Annotated in this window: 29 protein-coding genes and 1 tRNA gene; 14 read left to right on the top strand and 16 right to left on the bottom strand. The window is 61.9% G+C overall.

Features of this window, described 5'->3' with window-relative positions:
• Nucleotides 1–5: 5 nt before the first annotated feature.
• The 6 genes from NKI96_RS10590 (at nucleotide 6) to NKI96_RS10565 (ending at nucleotide 5026) form a co-directional block, all read left to right on the top strand.
• Nucleotides 6–281 carry a hypothetical protein gene (locus tag NKI96_RS10590; RefSeq protein WP_352804051.1) on the top strand — a complete coding sequence of 92 codons (276 nt, stop codon included), beginning with the start codon at nucleotides 6–8 and terminating at the stop codon, nucleotides 279–281.
• Nucleotides 278–2320 carry a hypothetical protein gene (locus NKI96_RS10585; RefSeq protein ID WP_352804048.1) on the top strand — a complete coding sequence of 681 codons (2043 nt, stop codon included), beginning with the start codon at nucleotides 278–280 and terminating at the stop codon, nucleotides 2318–2320. Before NKI96_RS10590 ends, NKI96_RS10585 begins: the two co-directional genes overlap by 4 nt.
• Nucleotides 2317–2508, top strand: a complete 192-nt coding sequence (locus NKI96_RS10580; RefSeq protein WP_352804045.1) for a hypothetical protein — start codon at nucleotides 2317–2319, stop codon at nucleotides 2506–2508. The genes NKI96_RS10585 and NKI96_RS10580 overlap by 4 nt, the downstream gene beginning before the upstream one ends.
• On the top strand, nucleotides 2505–2840 hold the full coding sequence (locus tag NKI96_RS10575; RefSeq protein WP_352804042.1) for a PDDEXK family nuclease: 336 nt from the start codon (nucleotides 2505–2507) through the stop codon (nucleotides 2838–2840). The genes NKI96_RS10580 and NKI96_RS10575 overlap by 4 nt, the downstream gene beginning before the upstream one ends.
• A complete protein-coding gene (locus NKI96_RS10570) occupies nucleotides 2837–4258 on the top strand; it encodes an SNF2-related protein (RefSeq protein ID WP_352804039.1) in 1422 nt (473 codons plus the stop codon). Before NKI96_RS10575 ends, NKI96_RS10570 begins: the two co-directional genes overlap by 4 nt.
• Before the next feature lie 81 nt (nucleotides 4259–4339).
• Nucleotides 4340–5026: a hypothetical protein gene (locus NKI96_RS10565; protein WP_352804036.1), complete on the top strand. Its 687-nt coding sequence runs from the start codon at nucleotides 4340–4342 to the stop codon at nucleotides 5024–5026.
• 25 nt (nucleotides 5027–5051) lie between these two features.
• Here NKI96_RS10565 and NKI96_RS10560 read toward each other — a convergent pair whose 3' ends face one another.
• Nucleotides 5052–6284 (bottom strand): tyrosine-type recombinase/integrase, encoded by a 1233-nt coding sequence (locus NKI96_RS10560; protein ID WP_352804292.1) that lies wholly within the window; start codon nucleotides 6282–6284, stop codon nucleotides 5052–5054.
• Nucleotides 6285–6388: 104 nt separating this feature from the next.
• Nucleotides 6389–6465: transfer RNA gene (locus tag NKI96_RS10555), tRNA-Met, on the bottom strand.
• Between the two features lie 236 nt (nucleotides 6466–6701).
• Here NKI96_RS10555 and NKI96_RS10550 point away from each other — a divergent pair.
• The gene (locus NKI96_RS10550) at nucleotides 6702–7661 is read left to right on the top strand and encodes a Gfo/Idh/MocA family protein (protein ID WP_023669941.1); all 960 of its coding nucleotides are present in this window, start codon (nucleotides 6702–6704) and stop codon (nucleotides 7659–7661) included.
• Nucleotides 7662–7725: 64 nt separating this feature from the next.
• On the opposite strand, the gene mnmA is transcribed toward NKI96_RS10550, so the two are convergent.
• Nucleotides 7726–8916 carry a tRNA 2-thiouridine(34) synthase MnmA gene (gene mnmA / locus NKI96_RS10545; protein ID WP_023683624.1) on the bottom strand — a complete coding sequence of 397 codons (1191 nt, stop codon included), beginning with the start codon at nucleotides 8914–8916 and terminating at the stop codon, nucleotides 7726–7728.
• Nucleotides 8917–9173: 257 nt separating this feature from the next.
• Here mnmA and sciP point away from each other — a divergent pair, with 257 nt between their 5' ends.
• On the top strand, nucleotides 9174–9449 hold the full coding sequence (gene sciP, locus NKI96_RS10540; RefSeq protein WP_013529904.1) for a CtrA inhibitor SciP: 276 nt from the start codon (nucleotides 9174–9176) through the stop codon (nucleotides 9447–9449).
• A gap of 64 nt (nucleotides 9450–9513) precedes the next feature.
• On the opposite strand, the gene NKI96_RS10535 is transcribed toward sciP, so the two are convergent.
• Complete coding sequence (locus tag NKI96_RS10535) at nucleotides 9514–10443, bottom strand: NADP-dependent oxidoreductase (RefSeq protein ID WP_352804033.1); 930 nt, start codon at nucleotides 10441–10443, stop codon at nucleotides 9514–9516.
• A gap of 92 nt (nucleotides 10444–10535) precedes the next feature.
• Here NKI96_RS10535 and NKI96_RS10530 point away from each other — a divergent pair, with 92 nt between their 5' ends.
• Nucleotides 10536–10937, top strand: coding sequence for a winged helix-turn-helix transcriptional regulator (locus tag NKI96_RS10530; RefSeq protein WP_023669944.1), 402 nt, complete (start codon nucleotides 10536–10538; stop codon nucleotides 10935–10937).
• Between the two features lie 108 nt (nucleotides 10938–11045).
• Here NKI96_RS10530 and NKI96_RS10525 read toward each other — a convergent pair whose 3' ends face one another.
• Nucleotides 11046–11423 (bottom strand): flagellar export protein FliJ, encoded by a 378-nt coding sequence (locus NKI96_RS10525; RefSeq protein ID WP_023669945.1) that lies wholly within the window; start codon nucleotides 11421–11423, stop codon nucleotides 11046–11048.
• Between the two features lie 449 nt (nucleotides 11424–11872).
• On the opposite strand from NKI96_RS10525, the gene ctrA reads away from it, so the two are divergent.
• The gene (gene ctrA / locus NKI96_RS10520; protein WP_006203583.1) at nucleotides 11873–12568 is read left to right on the top strand and encodes a response regulator transcription factor CtrA; all 696 of its coding nucleotides are present in this window, start codon (nucleotides 11873–11875) and stop codon (nucleotides 12566–12568) included.
• A gap of 85 nt (nucleotides 12569–12653) precedes the next feature.
• Here the strand turns inward: ctrA and NKI96_RS10515 are convergent, their stop codons facing one another.
• Together NKI96_RS10515 and chpT are read right to left on the bottom strand one after the other, a co-directional pair.
• A complete protein-coding gene (locus tag NKI96_RS10515; protein WP_023669946.1) occupies nucleotides 12654–13022 on the bottom strand; it encodes a response regulator transcription factor in 369 nt (122 codons plus the stop codon).
• Between the two features lie 243 nt (nucleotides 13023–13265).
• Complete coding sequence (gene chpT, locus NKI96_RS10510) at nucleotides 13266–13895, bottom strand: histidine phosphotransferase ChpT (protein WP_023669947.1); 630 nt, start codon at nucleotides 13893–13895, stop codon at nucleotides 13266–13268.
• Nucleotides 13896–14287: 392 nt separating this feature from the next.
• Here chpT and NKI96_RS10505 point away from each other — a divergent pair, with 392 nt between their 5' ends.
• Nucleotides 14288–14824 (top strand): DUF1134 domain-containing protein, encoded by a 537-nt coding sequence (locus NKI96_RS10505; protein ID WP_245275028.1) that lies wholly within the window; start codon nucleotides 14288–14290, stop codon nucleotides 14822–14824.
• Nucleotides 14825–14979: 155 nt separating this feature from the next.
• A complete protein-coding gene (locus NKI96_RS10500; protein WP_023669949.1) occupies nucleotides 14980–16140 on the top strand; it encodes a coiled-coil domain-containing protein in 1161 nt (386 codons plus the stop codon).
• A 38-nt stretch (nucleotides 16141–16178) separates the two neighbouring features.
• On the opposite strand, the gene NKI96_RS10495 is transcribed toward NKI96_RS10500, so the two are convergent.
• The 6 genes from NKI96_RS10495 to NKI96_RS10470 all read right to left on the bottom strand — a co-directional run bounded on the left by NKI96_RS10495 (nucleotide 16179) and on the right by NKI96_RS10470 (nucleotide 20921).
• Nucleotides 16179–16973, bottom strand: a complete 795-nt coding sequence (locus tag NKI96_RS10495; RefSeq protein ID WP_023669950.1) for a TrmH family RNA methyltransferase — start codon at nucleotides 16971–16973, stop codon at nucleotides 16179–16181.
• Between the two features lie 71 nt (nucleotides 16974–17044).
• Complete coding sequence (locus tag NKI96_RS10490; RefSeq protein ID WP_023669951.1) at nucleotides 17045–17383, bottom strand: ArsR/SmtB family transcription factor; 339 nt, start codon at nucleotides 17381–17383, stop codon at nucleotides 17045–17047.
• A 153-nt stretch (nucleotides 17384–17536) separates the two neighbouring features.
• Entirely contained in the window at nucleotides 17537–18307 is a 771-nt protein-coding gene (locus NKI96_RS10485; protein ID WP_023699709.1) for a HugZ family pyridoxamine 5'-phosphate oxidase, read from the bottom strand.
• A gap of 35 nt (nucleotides 18308–18342) precedes the next feature.
• Nucleotides 18343–19395 carry a CaiB/BaiF CoA transferase family protein gene (locus tag NKI96_RS10480; RefSeq protein WP_245271336.1) on the bottom strand — a complete coding sequence of 351 codons (1053 nt, stop codon included), beginning with the start codon at nucleotides 19393–19395 and terminating at the stop codon, nucleotides 18343–18345.
• Nucleotides 19396–19516: 121 nt separating this feature from the next.
• A complete protein-coding gene (locus NKI96_RS10475; RefSeq protein WP_023683632.1) occupies nucleotides 19517–20278 on the bottom strand; it encodes a 3-hydroxyacyl-CoA dehydrogenase in 762 nt (253 codons plus the stop codon).
• A 106-nt stretch (nucleotides 20279–20384) separates the two neighbouring features.
• Entirely contained in the window at nucleotides 20385–20921 is a 537-nt protein-coding gene (locus NKI96_RS10470) for a GNAT family N-acetyltransferase (protein ID WP_023686191.1), read from the bottom strand.
• Nucleotides 20922–21192: 271 nt separating this feature from the next.
• Between NKI96_RS10470 and NKI96_RS10465 the strand changes: the two genes are divergently transcribed.
• On the top strand, nucleotides 21193–22179 hold the full coding sequence (locus NKI96_RS10465; RefSeq protein ID WP_023699707.1) for a glutathione S-transferase family protein: 987 nt from the start codon (nucleotides 21193–21195) through the stop codon (nucleotides 22177–22179).
• Nucleotides 22180–22195: 16 nt separating this feature from the next.
• Here the strand turns inward: NKI96_RS10465 and NKI96_RS10460 are convergent, their stop codons facing one another.
• Nucleotides 22196–22696: an NUDIX domain-containing protein gene (locus NKI96_RS10460; RefSeq protein ID WP_031195394.1), complete on the bottom strand. Its 501-nt coding sequence runs from the start codon at nucleotides 22694–22696 to the stop codon at nucleotides 22196–22198.
• A 71-nt stretch (nucleotides 22697–22767) separates the two neighbouring features.
• Here NKI96_RS10460 and NKI96_RS10455 point away from each other — a divergent pair, with 71 nt between their 5' ends.
• Entirely contained in the window at nucleotides 22768–23694 is a 927-nt protein-coding gene (locus NKI96_RS10455) for a metallophosphoesterase family protein (RefSeq protein WP_023683636.1), read from the top strand.
• Here the strand turns inward: NKI96_RS10455 and NKI96_RS10450 are convergent, their stop codons facing one another.
• Nucleotides 23695–24312, bottom strand: a complete 618-nt coding sequence (locus tag NKI96_RS10450; RefSeq protein ID WP_023669959.1) for a hypothetical protein — start codon at nucleotides 24310–24312, stop codon at nucleotides 23695–23697.
• Nucleotides 24313–24396: 84 nt separating this feature from the next.
• Complete coding sequence (locus NKI96_RS10445) at nucleotides 24397–25200, bottom strand: alpha/beta fold hydrolase (protein ID WP_023686188.1); 804 nt, start codon at nucleotides 25198–25200, stop codon at nucleotides 24397–24399.
• Nucleotides 25201–25228 lie beyond the last annotated feature (28 nt).

The raw sequence follows: 25228 nt of genomic DNA, 5'->3' as shown, positions 1-25228 counted from the left end.
CGCAGATGAGCACGAAATATCGCACTTGCCCCGACGACGACTACACCATCGATCCCGGCATGACGCTCGCGGATGCGTTGCGCAACGCGCTCGATGTCGAGCATCCGCAGGCACAGGCCGTCGCCTTGCGGCTGATGGTCGGCCGCCTCGCCGAGGCAGGTATCCTCACAGAAGACGACGTGCTCACGATCCTCAACTCAGGGCTCGGGTGGGGGCCGACAAGGGCAGGTTATCGTTGGGAAGTCGTGCCACCGACCCAGGATAAGGACTTGCTGGTTTGAGCACGATCTTTACCGATATCGAGTGCTACCACGGCTTCTTCTACGTCGGTTTTAAGCGGCAGGAAGACGGCAAGCGCGTCGGCGTCGAGTACAGCAGCCGCAAGCCAACCTACGACCGCGACTACGTGCGCAACGTGCTCCTGCGGCACACGACCGTGGGCTTCAACAGCCTCTCATACGACTTGCCGATGCTCTGGTATTCGCTCGGCGAGGAAGTGACCAACGAGAAGTTGAAAGCGGCGTCGGACAGCATCATCAAGGGCAGGGTGCCGTGGTGGGAGGTTGAAGACCTTCTCGGCATCCGCATCCCTTACGATCTCAAGCAGAAGCACATCGACCTGATCGAGCCGCAGCCGAACGCCGTTGCCAGCCTCAAGACGCTGAACGGCCGGATGCATGGCAAGCAGTTGCAGGACTTGCCTTTTCCGCCCGACCTGGTGTTGACGCCCGAGCAGATGGAGATTGTCGGAAACTATTGTCTGCACACCGATCTCGACGCTACCGAAAACCTCTGGAAAACACTGGCCGAGCCGCTTGAATTGCGGCGCGCCCTGAGTGCTCGGCACGACACGAACTTTATGTCGAAGTCTGACGCTCAGATCGGTGAGGCGATCGTCAAGAAGCGCGTCGAGCAGATCAGTGGCAGCAAGGTCTTCAAGAACCCGACGAAGCCTGGCACCACGTTCCAATATCCCGTGCCGGCGTGGGTGCAGTTCAAAACGCCAGCCCTCCAAGACCTGCTCGCCCGCGTGCGCGAGAGCGTGTTCACCGTTGGCCCGGAAGGCAAGACGATCGCCCCGGCGTGGATGGATGGCGACGGCGCCACGATCAAGCTCGGCAGCGAGACATACAGCTTCGGCATCGGCGGCATTCACAGCACCGAGAGCAACCGAGCGACCCATTCCGATGAGTCGAACGTGCTCATCGACGCCGACGTTGCCTCACAGTATCCCGCCGCGATCCTCATGTTGGGCCTCTACCCGCCCGCGCTCGGCCCTGAGTTTCTGACCGCCTATCGAGCGATTCGAGACGATCGCATTGTTGCCAAGAAGCGCGCCAAGGCGATCACCGATGAGTTGAAAGGCGTCAACGATCCAGACCGCAAAGCGGCACTGGAAAAGGAATTGCTCGAATGTCAGGTCAGAGACAAGGGCGGCAAGATTCAGTTGAACGGCGTCTATGGGAAGCTCGGCAGCCGCTACAGCATCCTCTATGCGCCACACCTGCTGCTATCCGTAACGCTCACCTGCCAGTTGGCAGTCCTCATGCTGATCGAACGCGCCTTGGAAGCAGACATCGCCGTCGTCAGTGGCAACACCGATGGTGTGCTGTTCCGCTGCCCGCGCGAGATGTTCGCCGGCATCGCGAAGGACCGCCTCAACCCGAGCCGGCTCCAAGAAGTCTGTGCGCAGTGGGAAATCGACACCGGATTCGACCTTGAGTTCGGCGAATACAAATCGATCTACAACGCGTCGGTGAACGCCTATTTCGCCATCAAGCCGGATGGCGGGCACAAGCGAAAAGGGCCGATCGGCAATCCTTGGAATACGCACAAATCGGACTTTGATCCGGTGCGCGGGCAGTTGATGAAAAACCCGCAAATGACGATCTGCTCTGACGCGGCGCTGGCGCTCATCAAGGATGGCACACCAGTTGAAGAAACGATCCGTGCCTGCCGCGACATGACGCAGTTTGTCACCGTGATCAAGGCCGCCAAGGGTGCGACCTGGCGGGGCGACTATTTGGGCAAAACCGTTCGCTATTATTGGGGCGTGGATGGTGAGCCCATTCTGGAAGCCGAGGCGCACGCCTCGACGGGCAATTTCAAGAAAATCCCGAAATCTGACGGCGCTGTTGAGTGCATGAGGCTGCCGGATGAGTTTCCAGAGGACGTGGATTACGCCCGCTACATCGCCGAGACCGAGAGCATCTTGAGCGACCTTGGCTACTATGGCCCGAAGGTGGCACCGCGAAAGCCGATCCGCATCACCAAGGCCAACCGATTCATTTTCTACGCACTGTGGAGCACGGCGGCATGAGCGACGCCAAATACCAGCCTACTGATGAACTGCGGCGGCGAATTGCATCCCTGCGCAAATGGGAAGCGACTCTTGCCGACAGGATGAACCGCTACGGCCCGGATTTCTGGCACCACAAGCTGAACGGGTGCAGAATTCGTATCCGCCATATGGAAGCGGTGATCGCCGGCCGTGAGGCGACAGCATGAGGGTACTGGACGACTTCGACTTCACGCCGCGCCGCATCGAGCAGAACGAAGAACTGGACGCCGTGGCCTGGGCCGAAAACCATGGCTGGATGGTCCGCAAAATGCAGTACATCGGCCGTAAAAGTTGCCCCGATCGCCTGTTCGCAGGCTACGGCCACCTGTTCCTGATCGAGATGAAGCGTAAGGGCAAGACGCCCTCGCGCGACGGCAAGCTATCGGCGGGCCAAAAGGAAGAATTTGAGCGCTACGCCGAAGTCGGCGTGAAGGTGCATGTCTTCTACACGGCCGAGGACACGATCGCCTTCCTGAAAGACCAGATGCCGCTCGTATGAACGCCATCGTTCGCCCTCGCTCCGATCTGCGCAACGCGCAGCGCATCATCTCTCGGATCGTCAAGGGCGATCCCGCAAAGCTCATCATCAGCGGCATGGGTAGCGGCAAGACCGGCGCCACGCTGGACGGGCTCTACGACCTGCTGAGCCGCTTCGAGGTCCACCACGTCCTCGTGATCGCTCCCCGCTTTGTCGCGGCCAACACGTGGCCCGACGAGATCGAAGCATGGCAGCACACACGCGCGCTCTCCTACGCCGTGGCTGTGGGCGAGCCGGAAGAACGCGCCGCCGCGATCAAACGTCGGGCCGAAATCACCACCATCAATTTTGAGAACCTGCCCTGGCTCGCGCAGCACATCCGCACGGTCAACAACTGGTATTGGGATTGCGTCGTGATCGACGAATCCTCACGCATGAAAAGCGGTGAGGCGCGCACCAAGCCGACCAAGGTGAAGACCGTCACGGCGGAAGGCAAGATTGTCTACAAGGTGCGGGCAGGCGGAAATCAGACTCGCTTCGGAATCATGACGACTGCCCGGCGAAAGATTAGCCGCGTCATCGAGTTGACCGGCACGCCGGCTCCGAAGGGACTTATCGACCTGTGGGGCCAGGCGTATCTGCTCGATCAGGGGCAGCGGCTCGGCCGCGACAAGAGTGCCTTCGAAGCGAAGTGGTTCGACAGGAACGAATACAGCAAGACGATCGAGCCCAAGGCCAACGCCGAGGAAGAAATCCTCGACCTGCTGCGCGACATCTTGGTCACGATCCCGCAGGAGAAAATCTGCGACGACGCGCAATTCGTCCCCATGAAAGTGCGTCTGCCTGAACGGGCAATGCGAGATTATCGTGAATTTGAAAAAACACTTTACAGTGAACCTCACGATGTCGAAGCGGTGTCAAACGGCGTGCTGGCGAACAAGCTCCTGCAGTTCGCCAACGGTCATATGTACAAAGAAGACCGATCCGTCGTGCACATCCACGACGCGAAAATGGACGCACTAGACGAGCTAATTGAGTCGTCGCAGGGTGAAAACCTTCTAGTTTTCTACGGTTTCAAGTTCGACAAGGACGCTATTAGAAAACGTTATCCTCACGCCGTCGTGGCGAACGAGTCGAAGGATTTCGTAACCGATTGGAATAAAAACAGAATTCGGCTAGGTCTAGCGCATCCGGCATCGATTGGACATGGCACCAATCTACAGTACGGTGGCCATCTCGCGGCTTGGTATGGGCTCACATTCTCACTTGAGCTTTGGTTGCAGGCCAACATGCGCTTGCCGCGACCAGGACAAACTGAGCAAGTTCTCATTTATCCTATCATTGCCGAGGGCACTTACGATGAGCGAGCGTTAACTATTCTAAACGAGAGAGACGCGACTCAGGATCGGATTATCAGGAATTTCACGCTGCGCACTTGACTTTCACTTTAAATGTGCACATTTCTCGACTCAGATGTCGGCGGACAGAGACTTTTGGGAGCGAGGACCGAAAGAGCACATTTGAAGAAGGAGAAACCATTGAAAGAAATAGCGCACCCTGAGTTTGGACGACGCCTGGAGCAGGCTTGTGACGGACACCCTGACGTGCCGCCGCTGAACTTCGGCCGACTAGGTTGGTTTGTCGAGCAACTGGCGATGCACGATGTCCATGTTGCAAATGAGACCGTCCGCAAATGGTTCGCTGGCGAGACCTTGCCGCGCCGGCAGCCGCAGCACGCACTGGCTCAGATACTCAAGGTCGATGAAGGCTGGCTGGTCACGGGCAAGTCGCCCGAGTTCTCTGAAACTCAGCGCAAAAACCATAACGTCGTGGCGGGCGGCGCGGTGAATGTCGTCGCCGGCTTCATCCAGATCGGCGGTGGGCATCCCTCCTTCCCCGAAGATGGCGACGAACTGGCGAAGGCGAGCAAGATCAACCTTTACGCGATCATTCGCGGCGCCCACTACCGCTTTCATGTAAGCGCCCTCATCGGCGAGCGCGGCGGCTACTTTGTTGTGCCGCATGAGGCGAGCGCTAACGCGATCGTGCTTGGCGTCATCCCGCTGCCTAACTTTCAGGTTTCGATTTATGAACTGGATTGGGCGACCATTGAGAAGGTGGGCTCTCGAAAGCCCGGTGCCTACGAGGTTCGCCTCGCCGACACTGCACACTTCAAGGCGATCACGTCCTTTGCGGAGAGGCTGTAACGGACATCCGAAGCAAGCTCGGACTTTAGCCAAGCAGCGTCGACAGGTCGTTCGACTCTCGTTCCGTCAGGTAGTCGCTCCACCAGGTCATCATTCTCACTCGCTCGGCCCAATATTCAGACCTATTGTAGGCCGAGCGAACCTTGTCGCCGTGGACGTGGGCAAGCTGCCGCTCGATTGCATCGGCCGTCCACAGTCCAGACTCGTTCAGGATGGTCGACGCCGTAGAGCGGAAACCGTGGATCGTCAGGCGGCTGTGGTAGCCGAGGCGATAGAGCGCGAAGATCATGGTGTTCTGACTGATCGGCTTGTCGCCGCCGACGCCGGGCACGATCCATTCCGAATCTCCCGCGATCGTCTTCAACTCGGCGAGAAGGCGCAGGCTCTGCTTGGTGAGCGGAACCTTGTGGTCGCGGGACATCTTCATCCGCTCTCCACTTATCAACCAATGGTCGCCCTTGATCTCGGACCAGGTGCCGAAACGCAACTCGTTTGTCCGCAGCATCGTGTGCATGATCAGTTCAATGCTCAGACGCGTCTGCCGCTCGCCGTCGTAGCCCTTCAGCTTGCCCAGGAATTCGCCGATGTCGTCAGCATCGAGCGCGGCCATGTGTTTGACTCTCGGCCGCACCTTGAGCGCGTCGACCAGATCGGCTGCCGGGTTGTTGTCGGCCCGCCCGGTGGCTATGCCCAGGCGGAACACGGCGCCGATCGACTGGCGGATGCGCTTGGTTACGTCGAGCGCTCCACGGGCTTCCACGGCTCGCAGAACCTCAAGGATTTTCGGTGCGCCGATGTCGCGCAACCGCATCTTGCCAATGACCGGAAACACGTCCTTCTCGAAGCGGCTCAGTACGCGCTGCCAGTGCTCGGGCACCCATGCTTCCTTCTGCGCTTCGAGCCATTCGCGAGCCACGGTCTCGAAGGCATCAGGGCCACCTGTCGCCGCGTCTGCCTTGTGCAGGGCAGGGTCTTTGTTCGCCTTGAGTAGTCGCTTGTTGCTCAGCAGCAGGGCGCGGGCATCCGCAAGCGACGTGGCAGGGTACTCGCCCATGGAAAGCAGTTTCTGCTTGCCCTCAAAGCGGTAGTTCATTCGCCAGTATTTGCCGCCCGCTGCCGTAACGGCCAGGAACAGTCCGCCGCCATCGGCGAGCTTCACGGGTGAGCCGTCAGGCTTGGGCTTGGCATTGCGGCACTGGATATCCGTCAGCGGCAAGATGGAACCTACTAGAGTGTGGAGTCGCGATCGGGCCAACATACCCACATTTGACTCCACATCAAGGGATGCATTGGGACGTATCGGGACACAACGCCAACACGGCCTATTGATTTTATTACGTTTTTTGCGTTCGAAAGGATGACTGGTAGCGGGAGAGGGACTTGAACCCCCGACCCCAGGATTATGATTCCCGTGCTCTAACCAACTGAGCTACCCCGCCAGGGCGGCGAAAGGCCCGAAATCCGCCTTAAATCGAAAGGCATTTCGAGGCGTTCGCCAAGGTCGCGCGGATATAAGGTTGGGAGGGCGAGCCTGTCAAGCATCGATGCGCGAGGGGCGCCGGCATATTGTCGCCGGTAAAAGCTTTGCCGGGCTGGCATCTCCGGTAAGCCACCGGGGTTGAGTTCGACGGGGCACGCCGCTATGTCTCGGCCAAGAAATTAGAGTTTGAAGCTGATGAAGCCGCGCATTGCAGTCCTCGGTTGCGGATACTGGGGCAGCAACCACATCCGCACCCTCAAGGCGCTCGGCGCGCTGCATGCGGTTTCCGATGCCAATCGGGCGCGGGCCGAAGGCTTTGCCAGCGAGCAGGACTGCCTGGCGATCGAGCCCGACCAGCTGTTCGTGCGTGATGATATCGACGCCATCGTCATGGCGCTGCCGCCGCAGTTCCATGCCGATCTTGCCGTGCGCGCCGCTGAGGCCGGCAAGGACGTGCTGGTGGAAAAGCCGATTGCGTTGACCGTGCCCGACGCCGAACGCGCCGTGCAGGCGGCCAGGGACAATGGCCGCGTGTTCATGGTCGGCCATGTCTTGCGCTTCCATCCCGCCTTCGAGACGCTGAAGGCGCTGATCGACAATGGCGAGCTCGGCGAGGTCCGCTACATCCACTCGCACCGGCTCGGCCTCGGCAAATTCCACACCGAGAACGACGCACTTTGGGATCTGGCGCCGCACGATCTGTCGATGATCCTGGCCATCACCGGCACCGAGCCGATCGAGGTCAGGGGCGAGGGGGCGGCACTCCTCGACAATCTCAGCGATTTCGCGCATCTGCACATGCGTTTTCCCAACGGGCTGCGCAGCCATCTCTTCACCTCGCGGCTCAATCCCTATCGCGAGCGGCGGCTGACCGTGGTCGGCACCAAGGCAATGGCGGTGTTCGACGATGTCGAGCCCTGGGAGCGCAAGCTGGCCGTCTACCGCCACGCGGTGTGGCAGGACAGCGGCCAGTGGGCCTTCACCACCAACGAGCCGTCCTATGTCGCGGTCGGCCAGGGGATGCCGCTGACGCGCGAGCTCGAGCACTTTATCCAGTGTATCGAGACGCGGGCCGAGCCGCGCACCAGCGGCGAGGAAGCCATCAGGGTGCTGCGCATCCTGACGGCGGGTACAGTCACGCACACAAAGTCCTGAGACCGTTTCGAAACTCTGCCCTTAAGGCAGATCGAAACTAAAACTGTCTCCGAGAGGGTAGTGTTTACTCTGCGGGAATCTGCGCCGGCCTGGCTGCGAGCCGGCTGAGCATGGCTTCGGCCTCGGCGCCGCGCTCGGAGCGCTCAATGAAGCCGCCGCCGAAAACGCGGGCTTCGTTGCCGTCGTCGGAATAGAGCACGCAGGCCTGTCCCGGCGCGATGCCGGACTCGCCGTCGACCAGTTCGACAAAGGTGCTGCCGGCGCGGTGATGCAGCACGGCCGGGCGCGGCGGCCGCGTCGAGCGCACCTTGGCGAACAGCTCCATGCCGGCGGCCGGAATGTCGGACAGCGCGCGATCGCCCAGCCAGTTCATGTTGCGCAGATAGATCTTGTGGGTCTCCAGCGCCTCGCGCGGGCCGACGATGACACGGGCCCGGTCGGCGTCGAGATGGACGACGTAAAGCGGCTCGCCCGAGGCGATGCCGATGCCGCGGCGCTGGCCGATCGTATAGCGCAGGATGCCGTCATGGCGACCGAGCACGCGGCCGTCGATATGGACGATGTCGCCTGGGTTGGCGGCAGCTGGCTTCAGCTTGGCGATGATGTCGGAATATTTGCCCTGCGGCACGAAGCAGATGTCCTGACTGTCCTGCTTGGCGGCAACGGTCAGCCCCATTTCTTCGGCGATGGCCCGCACCGCAGGCTTGGACAGCCCACCCAGCGGAAAGCGCAGATAGTCGATCTGCGCCTGCGTGGTGGCAAACAGGAAATAGCTCTGGTCGCGGTCGGCATCGACGGGCCGGAACAGCGCGCGGTGGGCGCCATTGGCCCCGGAGCGGATATAATGGCCGGTGGCGAGCGCATCGGCGCCAAGGTCCTTGGCGGTGGCCAAAAGGTCGGCGAACTTCACCGTCTGATTGCAAGAGACGCACGGAATGGGCGTTTCGCCGGCAACGTAGCTCTCGGCAAACGGGTCGATGACCGCCTTGCGGAAGCGCTCCTCATAGTCGAGCACGTAATGCGGAATGCCCAGTGTCTCGGAAACGCGGCGGGCATCGTCAATGTCCTGGCCGGCGCAGCACGACCCGGCCCGGTGCGTTGCGGCGCCATGGTCGTAGAGCTGCAGCGTGACGCCGACGACATCATAGCCTTCGCGCTTCAAAAGGCCGGCAACGACAGACGAATCCACACCGCCCGACATGGCGACGACGATGCGGGTGTTTTGCGGGCTGGCGGGAAGGTCGAGGCTGTTCATGGTTCTTTCGTTCTGCGCGGCGCTTCAATGGCAGTGGCGCGAATATAGGTCAACCACACCAGCGGCGCCAGCTTTGCGGCGGTGCCGATTTTGCGGGAAAATTGCGCGCCTGCCCGCCGTTGCCTCAAATGCCGACGAAAAGACTAACGCGGCGTTCATGATCCTTACCTACTCATTAGGGTTCGCTTAGGCAATTTTTAAAGCTGTGGCGGTAATGTGGTGGGGATTGGGTCTTTGAGTTTTTAGTAGAGAGTACGATGACCGATCTTGTTAGACCGCGAGTCAAATATGTTATTGGGCCTGACGGCAGCCCTCTTACGATTGCCGATCTTCCGCCGACGAATACACGTCGCTGGGTTATCCGGCGCAAGGCGGAAGTGGTTGCTGCGGTGCGCGGCGGGCTTTTGAGCCTCGACGAGGCATGCCAGCGCTACAAGCTGACCACCGAGGAATTCCTGTCCTGGCAAGCGTCGATCGACGAATATGGCCTTGCCGGGCTGCGCACGACGCGCATCCAGCAATACCGGCACTAGAGCCAGGACCACAACAGAAAAGGGCGCGGTAACCGCGCCCTTTTGCCTGTCGGTAATGCCTGCTTCAGACCGTCAGCACCACCTTGCCGATCGGCCTGGTGGCGAGAAAAGCGTGCGCGGCGCCCGCCTGTTCGAGCGGAAAGCTCTTTGCCACATGGACCGCAAGCTTTCCCGCATCGACCAGTTTGCCAAGTTCGACGAGGCCTTCACGGTCGGGCACGACGGACATGCGCTCGACGCGGATCCCACGCGCAGCAGCCTTGGCTCGGGTGGTGTCGTGGACATTGAGCAGCGACACCAGGGCGCCACCGTCCTTCAGGACTGTCAGCGATTGGTCGGCATGGTCGCCGCCCATCGGCTCCAGCACCAGGTCGATGTCGCTGACCTCGGCGGCGAAATCTCCCTTGGTGTAGTCGATCACTTCATCGGCGCCGAGCGAGCGGACGAAATCGAGTTTCTTCGGGCTGGCGGTGGCGATGACATAAGCGCCGTGCGCCTTGGCGATCTGCACCGCCAGATGCCCGACGCCGCCGGCCGCAGCATGGATCAACACGCGCTGGCCGCGCTTCAGGCCGCCATGGCGGACAAGGCCTTGCCAGGCGGTCAGACCGGCCAGCGGCAGCGCGCCGGCATGACTGTGGTCAATGCCTTGCGGCTTCGGTGCGATTTCATCGGCCGGGGTGACAGCGAGTTCCGCATAGGCCGCGGCCTGCTTGGGAAAACGCGGCATGCCGAACACGGCGTCACCGACCCTGAGGCCGCCATCGACGCCTGGGCCTACCGCCTCGACCGTACCTGAAATATCCCAGCCCAAAGTGAAGGGCGGTTCGCCCAGCAATGGATAGTAGCCGGCGCGCACCGAGCCATCGACCGGATTGATGCCGGCAGCATGCACGCGCACGAGCACTTCGCCGGACTTGGGCGAGGGCGCGGGGCGATCGGCGATGACGAGGACGTCGGGCCCGCCGACGGAATTCTGGATAACGGCACGCATGGGAGGCTCCTGCTGGGGTTTTCTGAGCAACTATTATTTGGATAGTAACATTCCCTTGTCCAGTATGTACCTTTTCCATATATAGGCACCTCATGGATAGTGATAATGATTGCGGCTCCGGCTATGACGCCTTCCAGCGGACGTGTCCTTCGCACGCCGTGCTCGAGATGCTGGCCAGCAAATGGGTCTATCTGACGGTTTGTGCGCTGCGCCGTGGCCGGATGCGCAATGGGGAACTGGCGCGTAAGCTCGAAGGCATCACACCCAAAATGCTGACGCAGACCCTGCGCGTCCTCGAGCGCGACGGGCTGGTGCGGCGCGAAATCTTTCCGGTGATCCCGCCGCGGGTCGAATATGAATTGACCGAACTTGGCCAGAACCTGGCGGGGCTGCTCACCCAGATACGCTCCTGGTCGGAAGAGCATGTGCCTGACATCAAGCAAGCGCGGGCGAGGGCGGCGGCGAACCAGGACGGGGATTTGACACGGGCCTGAAGCTGCGGCCGCCTTGCGGCCAGGTCAGCAGCGCCGGAGCCTTTTGGCGCGCTACACGCAAAGCAAAGCGCGGCGTCAGGCGGCGCCGGTCGGGTTAAAACCCTGCCGTCAGCCGATCATGGCGCTGCGACCGCCGAGTTCCGCGTCGCGGATCTTGGTGTCGCGCGATTCCAGCATCTCGGCCTTGGAAAGCTCCGCTTCAGCTTCGCCGAGTAATGATTCGGCAGCGCTTCGCTGCTGGGCGAGGTCGCTTTGAGAGTTTCTGAGGTTATCACGGCGCAGACGCGCCGCCTTGGCGAAGGTCGGATAGGCAAAATGATTGATGTCGGTGATGCCGGCCTTCTTCTCCTCGGCGGTGATCTGAAGCTCCAGTTCAACGGCCATGCGCTCGAACTCGGCGATCATCATGTCGAGCTGCAGCAGCTGCCGCCGCTTCTCATTCACCTGAAATTGCTTCAGCCGAACGAGGTTTTCACGTGACTTCATGATTCGGTACTCCCGGAAACGCACACCTGCACATATCGTCCAATCCGCCCGCCAGGGCCTGGCGTCGCCCGTATCCACCGGCATTCCCCGAACTATGGGAAACAAATCCCTAAAGTTTTTTGCCGGCGGTAACCATTCGTTTACGCGCATTGTTAATCATAAGGGCGAGGACTTAAGGCCGGGTAAAAATTCCGGCTCCCGATACGGAAGCCGGCCAGCGAGTCCCTTGAGTCACTTAGTCCGACTTATTAATGTGTTGCATTAGCGATTTGGTTCTGTGATTCATCATTAGATTCAAGAGGGTGTAGAAAGGGGTTAAAAAATCTGGTACCGTCCTTGGTGCGGAATTAGGTTTTGTTAACCATTCGATGGCAGCCTCTGTTCAGGCAATCACTGCTCCGGTCCCGGATGGGTCGTGACATGGTCCGGCGGCAGAAAAGGGGAATGAAATGCGCGTTCTGCTGATAGAAGACGACAGTGCAACCGCTCAGAGCATCGAGCTGATGCTCAAATCTGAAAGTTTTAATGTTTACACGACCGACCTCGGCGAAGAAGGTGTCGATCTCGGTAAACTTTATGATTACGATATCATTCTTCTCGACCTCAACCTTCCCGATATGTCCGGCTACGAAGTCTTGCGGACACTTCGCCTGTCCAAGGTGAAGACGCCGATCCTGATCCTGTCCGGCATGGCCGGTATAGAGGACAAGGTGCGCGGCCTGGGCTTCGGCGCCGACGACTATATGACCAAGCCGTTCCACAAGGACGAGCTGGTCGCCCGCATTCATGCCATCGTGCGCCGTTCCAAGGGCCATGCCCAGTCGGTCATCACCACCGGCGATCTGGTGGTCAATCTCGACGCCAAGACCGTCGAAGTCGGCGGCCAGCGCGTGCATCTGACCGGCAAGGAATACCAGATGCTGGAGTTGCTCTCGCTGCGCAAGGGCACCACGCTGACCAAGGAAATGTTCCTCAACCACCTTTATGGCGGCATGGACGAACCGGAACTGAAGATCATCGACGTCTTCATTTGCAAGCTGCGCAAGAAGCTCGACGCAGCATCCGGTGGCCAGAACTACATCGAGACGGTCTGGGGTCGCGGCTATGTGCTGCGCGAGCCGGAAGACATCCGCGTCAGCGCCTGAGCGAACATCATCCAATTGAATCAACGCAAAAAACCCGGCTCAGGCCGGGTTTTTTGCTGTCCTTCTTGGCCGAGGACGTGCCGAGTCAGGCGGCAACCTTCAAGGTACGAAAACGTTCGAGCAGTTGCGGCCGGTTGAACGGCTTCAACAGATAACCCTGGGCGCCGGCGCGCTTTGCCTTCATGATCGAGGCAACATCCACCTCGACCAGTGAGATCAGAATCTGCGGTTTGATCGTGCTCTCCATGGCGCGAACCTGGCGAATGACGTCGACCGCTTGCATGTCCGGCAGGGCGCCGTCGACGACAATCACATCAGGCATCTCGGCAGCGCACATCTCGACAGCATCAAGTCCAGTTGCCGCTTCGATCACCACCATGTCGGAGCCGCCAAGAATCCGTTTTGCAACCTTTCTGATGACGCTCGAATCGTCGACAAACATGCAGCGCTTCATTTCCGGGTCCTCTTTGCCATGGGGCGAACCGGCGGCATCCGGGTATCGGGATGCACACTAGGCCGATCTGGTAAAGAAGCAGAAAAGCCGTTAGGTAAAGTTTTTACAAACATGTCGTTTGCAGCCCCATTCGGCAGGGGCGTTGCCGGCGGTGAAACTTGCCTGTTCTGAATTGCCGCAAATATCAGCGGGAAAAGATACTTGATTGTTCTTGATGCTCGGCGTCCTGCCGAACGGCTTCGCTCAAGCCGCGGACAGCACGATCTCTTCGGCGGTCGCATGAATCGAGATCGTCATGTTGGCCTCACGCGCCAGCAGCAGCGTGTAGTAGGGCTGGACGGTATGGGCGTCGATAGGCTCCTCGGGCTTGTTGCCGGAATGGAGCTCGAGGAATTTCGGCGGCACGCGCAGCATCGGGCCGCTTGCGGCAAGCGCAAAGCGCGGCTCGGTGTCGAGGTTTTCCAGCGTGACCACCAATCTGCCACCGCGCGGGATGGCAGCATTGGCGACGAGCAGCAAATTGAGCAGCAGCTTGACCTTGTTCTTGGGCAGCAGGGCGCGAACCCCGTTCCAGATCAATTCCGGCTTCTCGTTCTTCAGGAAGGCGATGGCGACGGACTCGGCATCGCCGGTGTCGATCATCATGCCGGCCGAACCGGCGGCGCCGAAGGCGATGCGGGCGAATTGCAGGCGGGCCGAAGCGTTTCTGGCGCTCTGCCGGATCAGTTTCATGGCGTCTTCGTCGGCGCCGCCCTCGTCCAGGAGTTCAAGGCCGTTGTTGATGGCGCCGACCGGCGAAATGATGTCGTGGCAGACTCGGCTGCACAACAAGGCTGCGAGATCGGGTGCGGAGAGAGAGAAAAGCTCAGCCATCGGCGAAAAATCCCTGCTAAAATTCACTTCCTGGTGGCCGCGCGGCCGACAGCCACGCTCACCACCCGAATCACGCTCTCTCCCCCCAGGCATTCTGAATACACAGCGCCCGAGCGTGCAGCAACAATCCACAATTCTCGTGAGAAAAAACGGCATCTTTGCACAGGATGGGAGCCCGCGCAGACAGTCAGAAACAGCCTTCGAACCGCCATGTTCATGTGGGAGGTTAATGGTTGAAAAAGGATTACGGCATAGTTTGCCCGTAACAGTCATCCTTAACGGCCGCCTAAAGAGCCGGACGGGGTGCGAGGCGTCGGCGAAAGTGCTCCCTGACGGAGATTGGAAGCATGGTTTCCCGATTCTACGACCGGACGTTTGTCCGCGTCTTCTTCATGGCGATTGCCCTCATGGGCGCTCTCGCTTTCTCAGCCTCTGCGTCGCGGGCACAGGAATACACCGCTCAGGAGATCGTCGATTCCGGTCACAAGTTCTTCGGCGCGACGTCGGGCGGTCTCGCAACCGTCGTCGAGAAGATTTTTGCCTCCTACGGCCTGCCCAATGGCTATCTGCTCGGCGAAGAGGGATCCGGCGCGCTGATCGGGGGCCTGACCTATGGCGAAGGTACGCTCTACACCAAGAATGCCGGCGACCATAAGGTGTTCTGGCAAGGGCCTTCGCTCGGTTGGGATTTCGGCGGCGAGGGATCGCGGGTGATGATGCTCGTCTATAACCTCGACGACGTCAGCAATCTCTACAATCGGTTCGGCGGCGTTGCCGGTTCGGCCTATGTCGTGGCCGGCGTCGGCTTCAACGTGCTGCAGAACAACAGGGTGCTGCTGGTGCCGATCCGCACCGGCGTCGGCGCGCGGCTTGGCGTCAATCTCGGCTATCTGAAGCTGACGCAGAGGCCGACCTGGAATCCTTTCTGAGCGATTCCGACCACACTTCGACCCGATCAACAGATTCTGACCCGGTGCAGCTGCGGCAAACCCTTGCCGCAGCGCTGGATTTGCGTCATGCGAACATGGCAAAGTCCAGACTTGGCGGTTGCCGGATAGCGGCCCGCCCGTAACGGGTAGTCACCTTGGTTCAGTCGATCCTGTTCTTCGCCCTCGGCTTTCTGTGCGCAGGCTTTCTGGCGCTGCTGGTCGCGCCGGCCATCTGGCGGCGGGCGGTCGCGCTGACACGCAAGCGTGTCGAGGCGTCGGTGCCGCGAACGCTGGCCGAGATCCAGGCCGACAAGGACAGCTTGCGGGCCGAGTTCGCCATGACGACGCGCCGGCTCGAAATCAGCATCAAGACGCTGCGTGAGCAGGCGAATGAGCAACTCGTCGAAATCAATCGCGGCCGCGAGGCGCTGAAGGGCCTGGCGGTCGAGCGCAAGGACAAGAAGCAGGCGCTTTCGGAGCTCGGGGAAAAAAACGAATTGCTGCTGCATCGCGAGCAGCAGATACAACAGCTGTCGGACAGGCTTGCACAAACAGAGCGCATGATGGAAAAGCGCGCGCTCGAGCTGGAAAAGCTCGAACATATGTACGACGACGCGTCCTTCTCCTCCAGCAATCGTCAGATCGAACTGGTGGCTCGCGAATCCGAGCTGGAAAAACTTGCCAACGACATTTCAGTGCTGCGCGGCCAGCGGAAGGAGGCCGACAAGCGCCATCAGGAAGTCGTCGCCGAAGGCAAGGCCACGCGCGATGCCTTGAAGGCCGAAAAGAAAAGAACCGCCGACCTCGACAGAAAGCTCGAGCGCCTGCTCGCCACGCTGGCCGATCGCGAGGACAAGCTCGATCGCCGCGAAAAGGAACTGGCCCGGCTTCGCGAGCGGGTGAAGGGCGAGGCTACAGGAGGCGCCGTGGCTGCTGGCCTGGTTGGTGCGCAAGACAGTGCCCGCGCCAGGAACGAGGACATCGACAAGACGCTCGCCAAGCTCGAAGGCGACCGAGAGCGGCTCGAAGCCAGGCTGACGACGCTGGCCCGCGAAAACAAGCGGATGAAGGCGGAGCTTGGCGGTTCTGGATCCGCGAAGCCCGGGAATGGCCCCGGCAATGGCAATGATGCCGGTTCTGCCTTGCGCGAACAGATGAACAATCTGGCGGCTGAGGTCGTCCATTTGACGGCCAAGCTCGAAGGACCCGATTCACCGATCGCCAAGGCGCTGGCGGCGCCGCAGGAAACGCGGTCAGGAACCACCAGCCTGGCCGATCGCGTGCGGGCGTTGCAGAAGGCAGATTTGCCGAGCTGAGTTTCAAGCCCCGGCTTGGAATTGCCTGACTACGCCTATCAGGGCGAAAAATGGTGCAGCGCAATGGCTGACGCGGCAGCAACATTCAGGCTGTCGAACCCTTCCGACATCGCGATCCGCACCGTCCGCAGGCGGGCAAGCAGGCTCTCCGGGAGGCCCTCGCCTTCGGTGCCGAGATAGAGCGCCAGTCGTTTCGGTCGCGCGGCATCACGAATGTCAGCCTCACCACGCGGCGACAAAGCGACCTGGCCGAAGCCCAACTCGCCGAGCTTCGCGATGAAAGCTTCAGTGTCGCCGAAGGACGCAAAGGGCACCTTCAACGCGGCGCCGACGGAGACGCGGATCGCCTTGCGATACAGTGGGTCGCAACAGGTGGCGTCGACGAAGACGGCATCGGCGCCGAAGGCGGCGGCATTGCGGAAGATCGATCCGATATTGTCATGGTTGGCGATGCCGATGAGAACGACGATCAACGCTTCGGCAGGCAAGGTGTCGAGCAAGGCCTCGGCGGGCTGTGGCGTGCCCTTGCTGCCGATCGCCAATATACCGCGATGCACGTGGAAGCCGGCGATCCTGTCCATGACGGCGCTTGCCGCAACGTAGACCGGCAGGTCGGCAGGGGCCTTGCGCAGGATGTCGTCGAGCCCGGCCAGCCGGTTTTCGAGGACCAGGACCGACTCCGCAGCAAAGCGTCCGGCTGACAGCAGGACGTCCAGCACCACCTTGCCTTCGGCAACGAACCGGCCATGGCGGCCGGTGAGATCGCGCTCGCGGATGTCGAGATAGGCGGCGACCCGCGGATCGCGCGCGTCGTCGATCTGGATCGGATCCATCAATACCTCGGCCGGCGAAAAATCGTCAGCGAGGTAAGGAGCGATCGGAGTCGCCAGTCAAGCCCTGCAGGTCAAGTCCCGGCGCGGCGCAGACGCGTTGCCATCTGGGACAAGTCGCCTATCCCGAAAATGCCGTCCAGCATGCGCAACAGTTCGCGCACCGCTTCGGACTTGCAGGAATAGTAGATCATCTGCCGGTCGCGGCGGGTCTCGACAAGATCGAGCGCCCTGAGCTTGGCCAGATGTTGCGACAAAGCGGACTGGCTGAGCATCACCTTTTCGGCGATGGCGCCGACCGACATTTCACCGTCGGCCAGATAGCTCATGATCAAGAGCCGCTTTTCGTTGCCCATAAGGGTCAGAAATGTCGCCGCCGATTCGGCATTGGCGATTAGTTTGGTCGAGACCATCGATGCCCCATGTTTTCCTGCTCATCCAAACGCTATGGGGGCAAATAGCGTTGGCTGCTATAATTCAGCTATGGATCACGCTGCTGATTCAGCGTCGCCTGAATCGTAGATCATTTCGCCCAAATCTCAAGACGTGCTTTTGATTCATGACGATTATCCTTGCGTAGCTGGCGCACGACCGGCTTTGGCCATGTCGACCAGAACCGGCCGCAGGTCGCGCGCGGTCTTCAATGGCTGCGGAAAATAGACCCTGCAAACGGTGTCGCCCGATGCCAGGTCCATGCCATCGGCATCGAAGCCGGTCATGGTCCAACCATCACCTTCAACCCTGGCGAAATGATGGGCATAGACGGCGATGGCGTCGAGATGGTCGGCATTCATGTGGTCGAGAGCGGATTGTTCGCTGGCGGCCAGCTCGTCGACGATCAACCCCTCGGTGATGAGATCGGCACGGTCGAGCAGGTAGGCCTTGCCGAAGCCGCCATTCAGGCTGGCGCGCTCCGGCTCGAGGCGAAAGATCGAGAAATCGCCGAGCCCGGCATAGAGCTTTGCCTTGGGATTGCGGTTGAGATAGCGCCGCTCGGCGCGGGTATGCGCGCTCGACCCGCGTTCCAGCGGCTGCGCCCGGCAGACCAGCGTTATCCTGGGATGCGCCAGCGGATCGCCCTTGCCGGGTTCGCCGGCAAGCAGCGAGCAGCGCGGCTCGGCAAGGATGGCGCCGGTATGGGCTGACAGCGCCGAGACAAGGATCAGAGGCGTGCCATCGATGTCGGTGGCGACTCCGACCCTGGAGGCCAGCGGTGCGCCGGTCGACGGCTCGATCACCGCGAGGGCGCCGAAACGGGCGCTGCGGATCAGCGTTGCGGCCAGCCTGATCGCCTCGGCGTCCGTCGCGCGAATGACGTCCTTCTTCGGCTGGTCCAAAATGCCCACCAGGTAAGTTGATTTTCTAAATCCAGTTATTGGCCAATCATGCCGGCTTTGACAAGCGCTTTGATCTCGGCTGTCGAAAAGCCGAAGCGCGCCAGCACAGTCTGGGGCAGCTGATCGTCATCTTCAGACATGCCGGCAAGCGCCGGCTGCGAGGCCGAGAAGCGTGGCGCGGGCGCGGGGCGCTCGAGCGCACCGGCCTTCACAAATGCGTGACGCGCCCGGTTGTGCGGATGATCCCTGGCTTCGGCCAGCGACAGAACCGGCGCCACGCAGGCATCGCTTGCGGCAAACAGCGCGTCCCAGTCGTCGCGTGTCTTCTGCCGGAACCGGTCGGCAATGGCCGCGCGCATGTCCGGCCACAACGCCTTGTCGTATTGGCCGCGGACAAAATCCTCGCCGAGCGGCAGCAGCTTTGCGAATGCGGCGAAGAAGCACGGCTCAAGGCAGCCGACCGCAACGTGGCGTGCGTCCGCCGTCTCATAGGTGTCGTAGAAGGGCGCACCGGAATCGAGCAGGTTGGCGCCGCGCCGGTCGCTCCACAGACCTGCCGACATGAAGGCGTGTATGGGGGCCGCCAGCATCGAAGCGCCCTCGACCATCGCCGCGTCGATCACCTGGCCTTTGCCGGAGCGCGAGCGCTCGAACAGCGCTGCAAGCACCCCGGCGATCAGCATCATGGCGCCGCCGCCATTGTCGGCGATCAGATTCAGCGGCGGCACCGGCCGACCTTCCTCCCGGCCGATGGCATGCAACACACCCGAATAGGCGAGGTAGGTGATGTCGTGGCCGGCACGACCTGCGAGCGGCCCGTCCTGGCCGAAGCCGGTCATGCGGCCGTAAATCAGCGCCGGATTGCGCGCCAATGCAGCATCCGGGCCGAGACCAAGCCGCTCCATCACACCGGGGCGAAAGCCTTCGACAAACAGATCGGCCTTTTCGGCAAGGCGCAGCAGCAGTTCCGTTCCTTTGGCCTGCTTGAGGTCGACGCGCAGGATGGAGCGGCCGTGACGGTCGAGATTGTACGCATCGGAGAGCGGCAGCAGGGGTTGGTCCGAACCGGTGCGCTCGATGCGCAGCACCTCGGCGCCCCATCTCCGACAGCATCAGCCCGGCCAGAGGCACCGGGCCGAGCCCAGCCATCTCGATGACTTTCAGGCCGGCCAGCGGACCGGTCTTCACTGCGCCGGCCGCCATGGCCGTCTATTTCGGCGCCATGCGGATTGCCCCATCGAGGCGGATGGTTTCGCCGTTCAGCATCTGGTTTTCGACGATATGCAGGGCGAGCGCGGCATATTCGGACGGCTCGCCGAGGCGGGACGGGAAGGGCACGGCCGCGCCGAGCGAATCCTGCACCTCCTGCGGCATGCCGGCCATCATTGGCGTCTTGAAGATGCCGGGCGCGATGGTGCAGACGCGAATGCCGGAGCGCGCCAGGTCGCGGGCAACCGGCAGCGTCATGCCGACGACGCCGCCCTTGGATGCGGCATAGGCGGCCTGGCCGATCTGGCCATCATAGGCGGCCACCGACGCGGTGTTGACGATGACGCCGCGCTCGCCGCCCTGCAGCGGTTCGAGTTTGGCGGCACGGTCGGCGACGAGGCGGATCATGTTGAAGGTGCCGATCAAATTGATCTCGATCACCTTGCGGTACTGGTCGAGCGGATGTGGACCATCCTTGCCGATCGTCTTCACGCCGATGGCAATGCCCGCGCAATTGACCAGGATGCGCGCTGGCCCAAGTCTCTTTTCCACCTCGGCGACCGCGGCCGCACCGCTGTCGGCGCTGCTCACATCGCACTGGATGGCGGCGCCGCCAATGTCGCCCGCCACCTTCGATGCCCGGTCGATGCCGATATCGAAAATGGCGACGCGCGCGCCCTTGTCGGCCAGCGCGCGGGCGGTTGCCTCGCCGAGGCCGGAGCCGCCGCCGGTTACGATCGCAATCTGGCCGTTCGGGTTCATGCTGCATGCTCCGTGCTGTTCCAGGTCATGCTACGGAGGTCGCCGCCATGGTGCAACCTGACCAATGGGGATCCATCGCGACCGGTGCCGCGACCGATCCTGGAGCTCAGGCCATCACTGGTGCCTGCTCCGCGATCCTGGCAAGGCTGGCATGGCCGACCTCGCCGGAGAGCCGCGCCACGGCACCGGGCACGATCTCGTGCGACAGCAGCCGGTCGAGGTCGACCGGGCGCGGCATGGAGATCTGGCCGCGGGGGATCTTTCTGAAGCCGAGCGGGCCGTAATAAGGCTCGTCGCCGACAAGGATCACCGCCGGCGCGCCGGCCTTGGCGGCCGCCTCCAGCGCGATCGCCACGAGCCGGCGGCCGATACCGAGATTCTTGAAGGCGGGCCGCACGGCGAGCGGCCCGAGCATCAGCGCGCGTCCGGCGCCGGCGGCGATGCGGGTCATGCGCACCGAAGCAACGACGATGTCGCCATCCATGGCGACAAAGGATAGCGAGCGCTCGTGGCCGCCGGTCTCGCGAATCTTGTAGGCGGCCAGCACGAAACGGCCGGGGCCAAAGGCTTCGTCGTTGATGGCTTCGATTTCGGGATCATGCGCCGGAGTTTCCGGCAGGTATTTCACGTCGGCAAGGCTCATGGTCTTCGCGGTCCGATAAAGAGGAAAGGTTGCTGCAAGCGGCAGCGTTCGCCAGTCAGCGCTTTCTAAGCGCGGGCGCCCTTTCGTCGTCGGTCAAACCGGATCAAGCCAAGATCGAACATGCGGAGTGTCCGCTAGCATCAATTTCCGGCGGCTGCAATCGGCTGTTTTCATCCGGCGTTTCATACGAGTGACGCTCTGTTCAGCAGATGACGGCTTCGGCATTGCCGCCTTGCGACTACATTGGCCAAGGCACGCAAGGAGATTTCGTATGGGATTGCTGGTCGAAGGCAAATGGCAGGACCGTCCGGCCAATGTCGATAGCAGCGGCAGGTTCATCCGCGCCGAGACGCAGTGGCGTGACTGGATCACGCGCGACGGCGCGCCGGCGCAAGGTCGTACGCGCGGCTTCAAGGCCGAGCCCGGACGCTACCATCTTTATGTCTCGCTCGCCTGTCCGTGGGCGCACCGCACGCTGATCTTTCGCGCGCTGAAGAAGCTAGAAGACATCATCCCGGTTTCAGTCGTGCATCATTTCCTCGGTGCTGAGGGCTGGACGTTTTTGGCCGAGGATGGCGCCACCGGCGACACGCTCTACGGCCTCGACTTCCTGCACCAAATCTACACCAAGGCCGATCCAGCCTATTCGGGCCGGGTTTCGGTGCCGGTGCTGTGGGACAAGAAGGAAGAGACCATCGTCTCCAACGAATCCGCCGAAATCATCCGCATGCTCAATTCGGCGTTCGACGAGTGGGGCGATGCCGCTCTCGATTCCTATCCGCCAGGCCTGCGCGGCGAGATCGACAAGGTCAATGCGCTGGTCTTTCCCGCCGTAAACAACGGCGTCTACCGCGCCGGCTTTGCCACCACGCAAGCGGCCTATGAAGAGGCGTTCGGCGAGCTGTTCGCGGCGCTCGACACGCTGGAGGGCCGACTGTCAAAACAGCGCTATCTCACTGGCGAGCGTGTCACCGAGGCCGATTGGCGGCTGTTCACCACGCTGGTGCGTTTCGACCCGGTCTATGTCGGCCATTTCAAATGCAATCTGCGCCGCATCGCCGACTATCCGAACCTTTCGAACTATCTGCGCGACCTCTACCAGGTGCCCGGTATCGCCGGCACGGTGAACCTGCACCACATCAAAATGCACTATTACGGCAGCCACGAGAGCATCAACCCGACGCGCATCGTGCCGGTCGGGCCTGGGCTCGACTATGGCGCGCCGCACGACCGGGCGCGGTTCAGGCAGGCGGCGTGAGCATCGGATTGACAGCCTACCAGTACGGCGATACCGGCTCGCCTTCAAAAACCTCGGCAAGCCGCCGCAGCGTCGCCGGCGTCGTGCCATGCGGCAAGCGGTCGAGCGGAAAGAAGCCTGCTTCGGCGATCTCGTGGTCCGGCAGTTTCGGCGCGGTCTGGTTGAAGGTTTCGATGAGATAGAGGCCGACATGGTCGCGGCGGCTGGAGCGGCGGTTGAAATGCATCGATTTCAGCACCGGCTGGGCTGTCAGCGCGATGTTGCCTTCCTCGGCCAGTTCGCGCACCAGCGCCTCACCGAGCGTCTCGCCGACTTCGACGCCCCCGCCCGGCAATTGCCAGCCGGGAACGTAGGTGTGGCGGATGAGGAAGACAGTGTTTGAGGCGCGATCGTGGATCAGGCCGCGCACGCCCAGCGTCATCGGCCGCCGCAGCAGGAAATAGAGATGGAACAGCCTTGCCCTGAGGCCTGCCCAGCCGGTCTGGCGAAACGCCTGCTCCGGGTCCGATATAGCCATGACTAGCGAAACCGTGGATGGGCAGGAAACAGTGAGTGGAAAGCGGGGAGCGCGTCGCCTATGAAGGAAGGATGTTCAGGCTCGCGCATATTTCCGATGTCCATCTGGGGCCGCTTCCCGGTGTAACCTATCGCGAACTCGCGTCCAAGCGCGTCGTCGGCTACGTCAACTGGCAGCGCAACCGCCGCCGCCATATGCACGATGCCGTCATCGACACCATCGTCGCCGACATGAAGGCGAGCACACCCGACCACCTCACCGTTACCGGCGATCTGGTCAATCTGGCGCTCGACGGCGAGATCGAGATGGCCAAGCACTGGCTTGAGACGCTGGGTTCGCCGGAGGATGTCTCGGTGGTGCCGGGCAACCACGACGCCTATGTGCCGGGCGCCTTCGACAAGGTCTGCCGCTCCTGGGCGGCGTGGATGAGCGGCGACGGCGTGACTGCGCCGATCGACCGCAACGCTTTTCCCTATCTGCGCGTACGCGGCAATGTCGCGCTGATCGGCGTTTCGACGGCGCGCGCCACGGCGCCGTTCATGGCCAACGGCTTCTTCCTCGAAGGTCAGGCGCAAAGGCTGGCGACAGTGCTCGACGCAACGAACAAACGCGGCCTGTTGCGGGTGATCATGATCCATCATCCGCCGGTGCGCGGCGCCGTCGCCCAGCAAAAGCGCCTGTTCGGCATCTCCCGCTTCCACAAGACCGTTCATAGGCATGGCGCCGAACTCGTGCTGCACGGCCATTCGCATCTGCCGTCGCTGTTCTTCATCGGCGGGCGCGGCGCCAGGATTCCGGTCGTCGGCGTCGCCGCCGCCGGGCAGTCGCCAGGCAGCAAGAACCCGGCGGCACAGTACAATCTGCTCGATATTGACGGGGAGAAGGGCAATTGGCTGATTCGCCTGACGCGGCGCGGCCTGACCGGGCCGGCCTTGCCGCCATCGGACCTGCAGGTCATTGAACTCGGCGCGCAGACACCGAGGCCTCCAGATCGTTGATCAGAAGCTGATCTTCATCGCCATCAGGCGATCCCAAAACAGCGCGGCCGCCACCGCCAGGCCAACAAGCGCGCCGGCGGCGACCAAGCCGAGACCGGAAAGGAACGTCGACCAGCCCCTGCGGGGCACGGCTGCTTGCAAGGGCGGCTCAGCTTCCGGCACGGCGGCGCGTTTCAGGTCGGCGACGGCCGGCTCGACACCGCCCTCCATCATGCGCTGACGCTCGACGATACGCTCCGCCACATAGCGCGTGACCTGATCGGCGACCGGTTTCATATCGGTCGATTCGGCGAGCACGACGCGGCCGATGCGGGTATCCCTGAGAAAGCGGTAGGTGCGGCGGTCGCGCCCCATGGCGACATGGCTGATGGCGTCGATCCACAGGCGGGGCTGCAGGCCGGAGGAGACGACGAAGTCGAAATTGTCCATGTCGGCGGGCACGTCGGCAAAGACCGGGGCGAGCTCGGCGGCGAGCAGATCAAGCCGCATCCGGTGCGCCTCGCGCATGTCGACCACGACATCGTCGCGATCGGCGAAGGCATTTTTCACATCGCGAACGGCGTCGGACAGTTTGCGGGAGGTGTCGATGGGGGTGATGTTTTCGCCAGTGTCCTTCATCGGCGTCGCCTCGCTGATATGGTTAATTGCGAGTTAACACAGGCGGCGGCAAAATGCACTGGCGAGATGCGGGGCGCAAGTAAGTTAGCTCGCCGCGGCCTCGAATGTCGGACGCAGGCGCCTGCCGCGGCGTGCCATGTTTCGGCGCACGGCCTGGGCGACCACATCAGGCACTTCCTCGACCAGCATATGGCCGGCATCGAGCACGTGATGAATATGAAAATGCGCCGGCAGACAATCAGCCTGGGTAAAGGGCAGCACCGGATCGTCCGTTCCCCAAACCACCATCACCGGCATGTCGAGGGTGTCCAGCTGTTCGCGGGGTATGACCCCCTGCCGCTCGTTCCTGGTCATGACGGCCGATATCTCAATCAGCTTGCGCAACTGGCCGGGGCGACGGCGTAGGTCCGCCAGGACGCCAACGATGCGTTCGGGCGGCGGGCTTCGCGGTCCCGACATGGCGGCAAGGCAGGCGCGGATTTCCCGTCTGTCGGCGGCCGCGGCGTAGCGGCGCAACAGCGGTCCGTTGATCTCGGGGCCAACACCGCCCGGCGCCAGAAGCGTCAGCGAGCCTATCCTTTCAGGCTCGGCAAGCGCCATCAGGGAGGCGACCGCGCCGCCCATCGAATGACCGGCGACATGCACCCTTGCTATCCCGCGTGCGGCGATATCGGCGAGAACCGCTCGCGCCGCTGTTTTGGCCGGGCCGCTGCCAGGAAATTCGAGAGACAGTCCGTGTCCCGGAAGATCGTAGGCCAAGGTCCTGACATCGGGCCCTAGCGACGCGGTCACCTCGCGCCAGATATCATGGCAACCACCGAAGCCATGCAGCAGGACGACCGTCTTCGGCCCGGCGCCCCGCTCGGCAACATAGAGGGATGAGACCATGAAAATGTGCGATTATTGCAAGACTGGA

It is taken from the genome of Mesorhizobium sp. M0292, from assembly GCF_040321695.1.
Taxonomy (GTDB): Bacteria; Pseudomonadota; Alphaproteobacteria; order Rhizobiales; family Rhizobiaceae; genus Mesorhizobium.
This window is presented reverse-complemented; position numbering and strand designations above follow the sequence as displayed.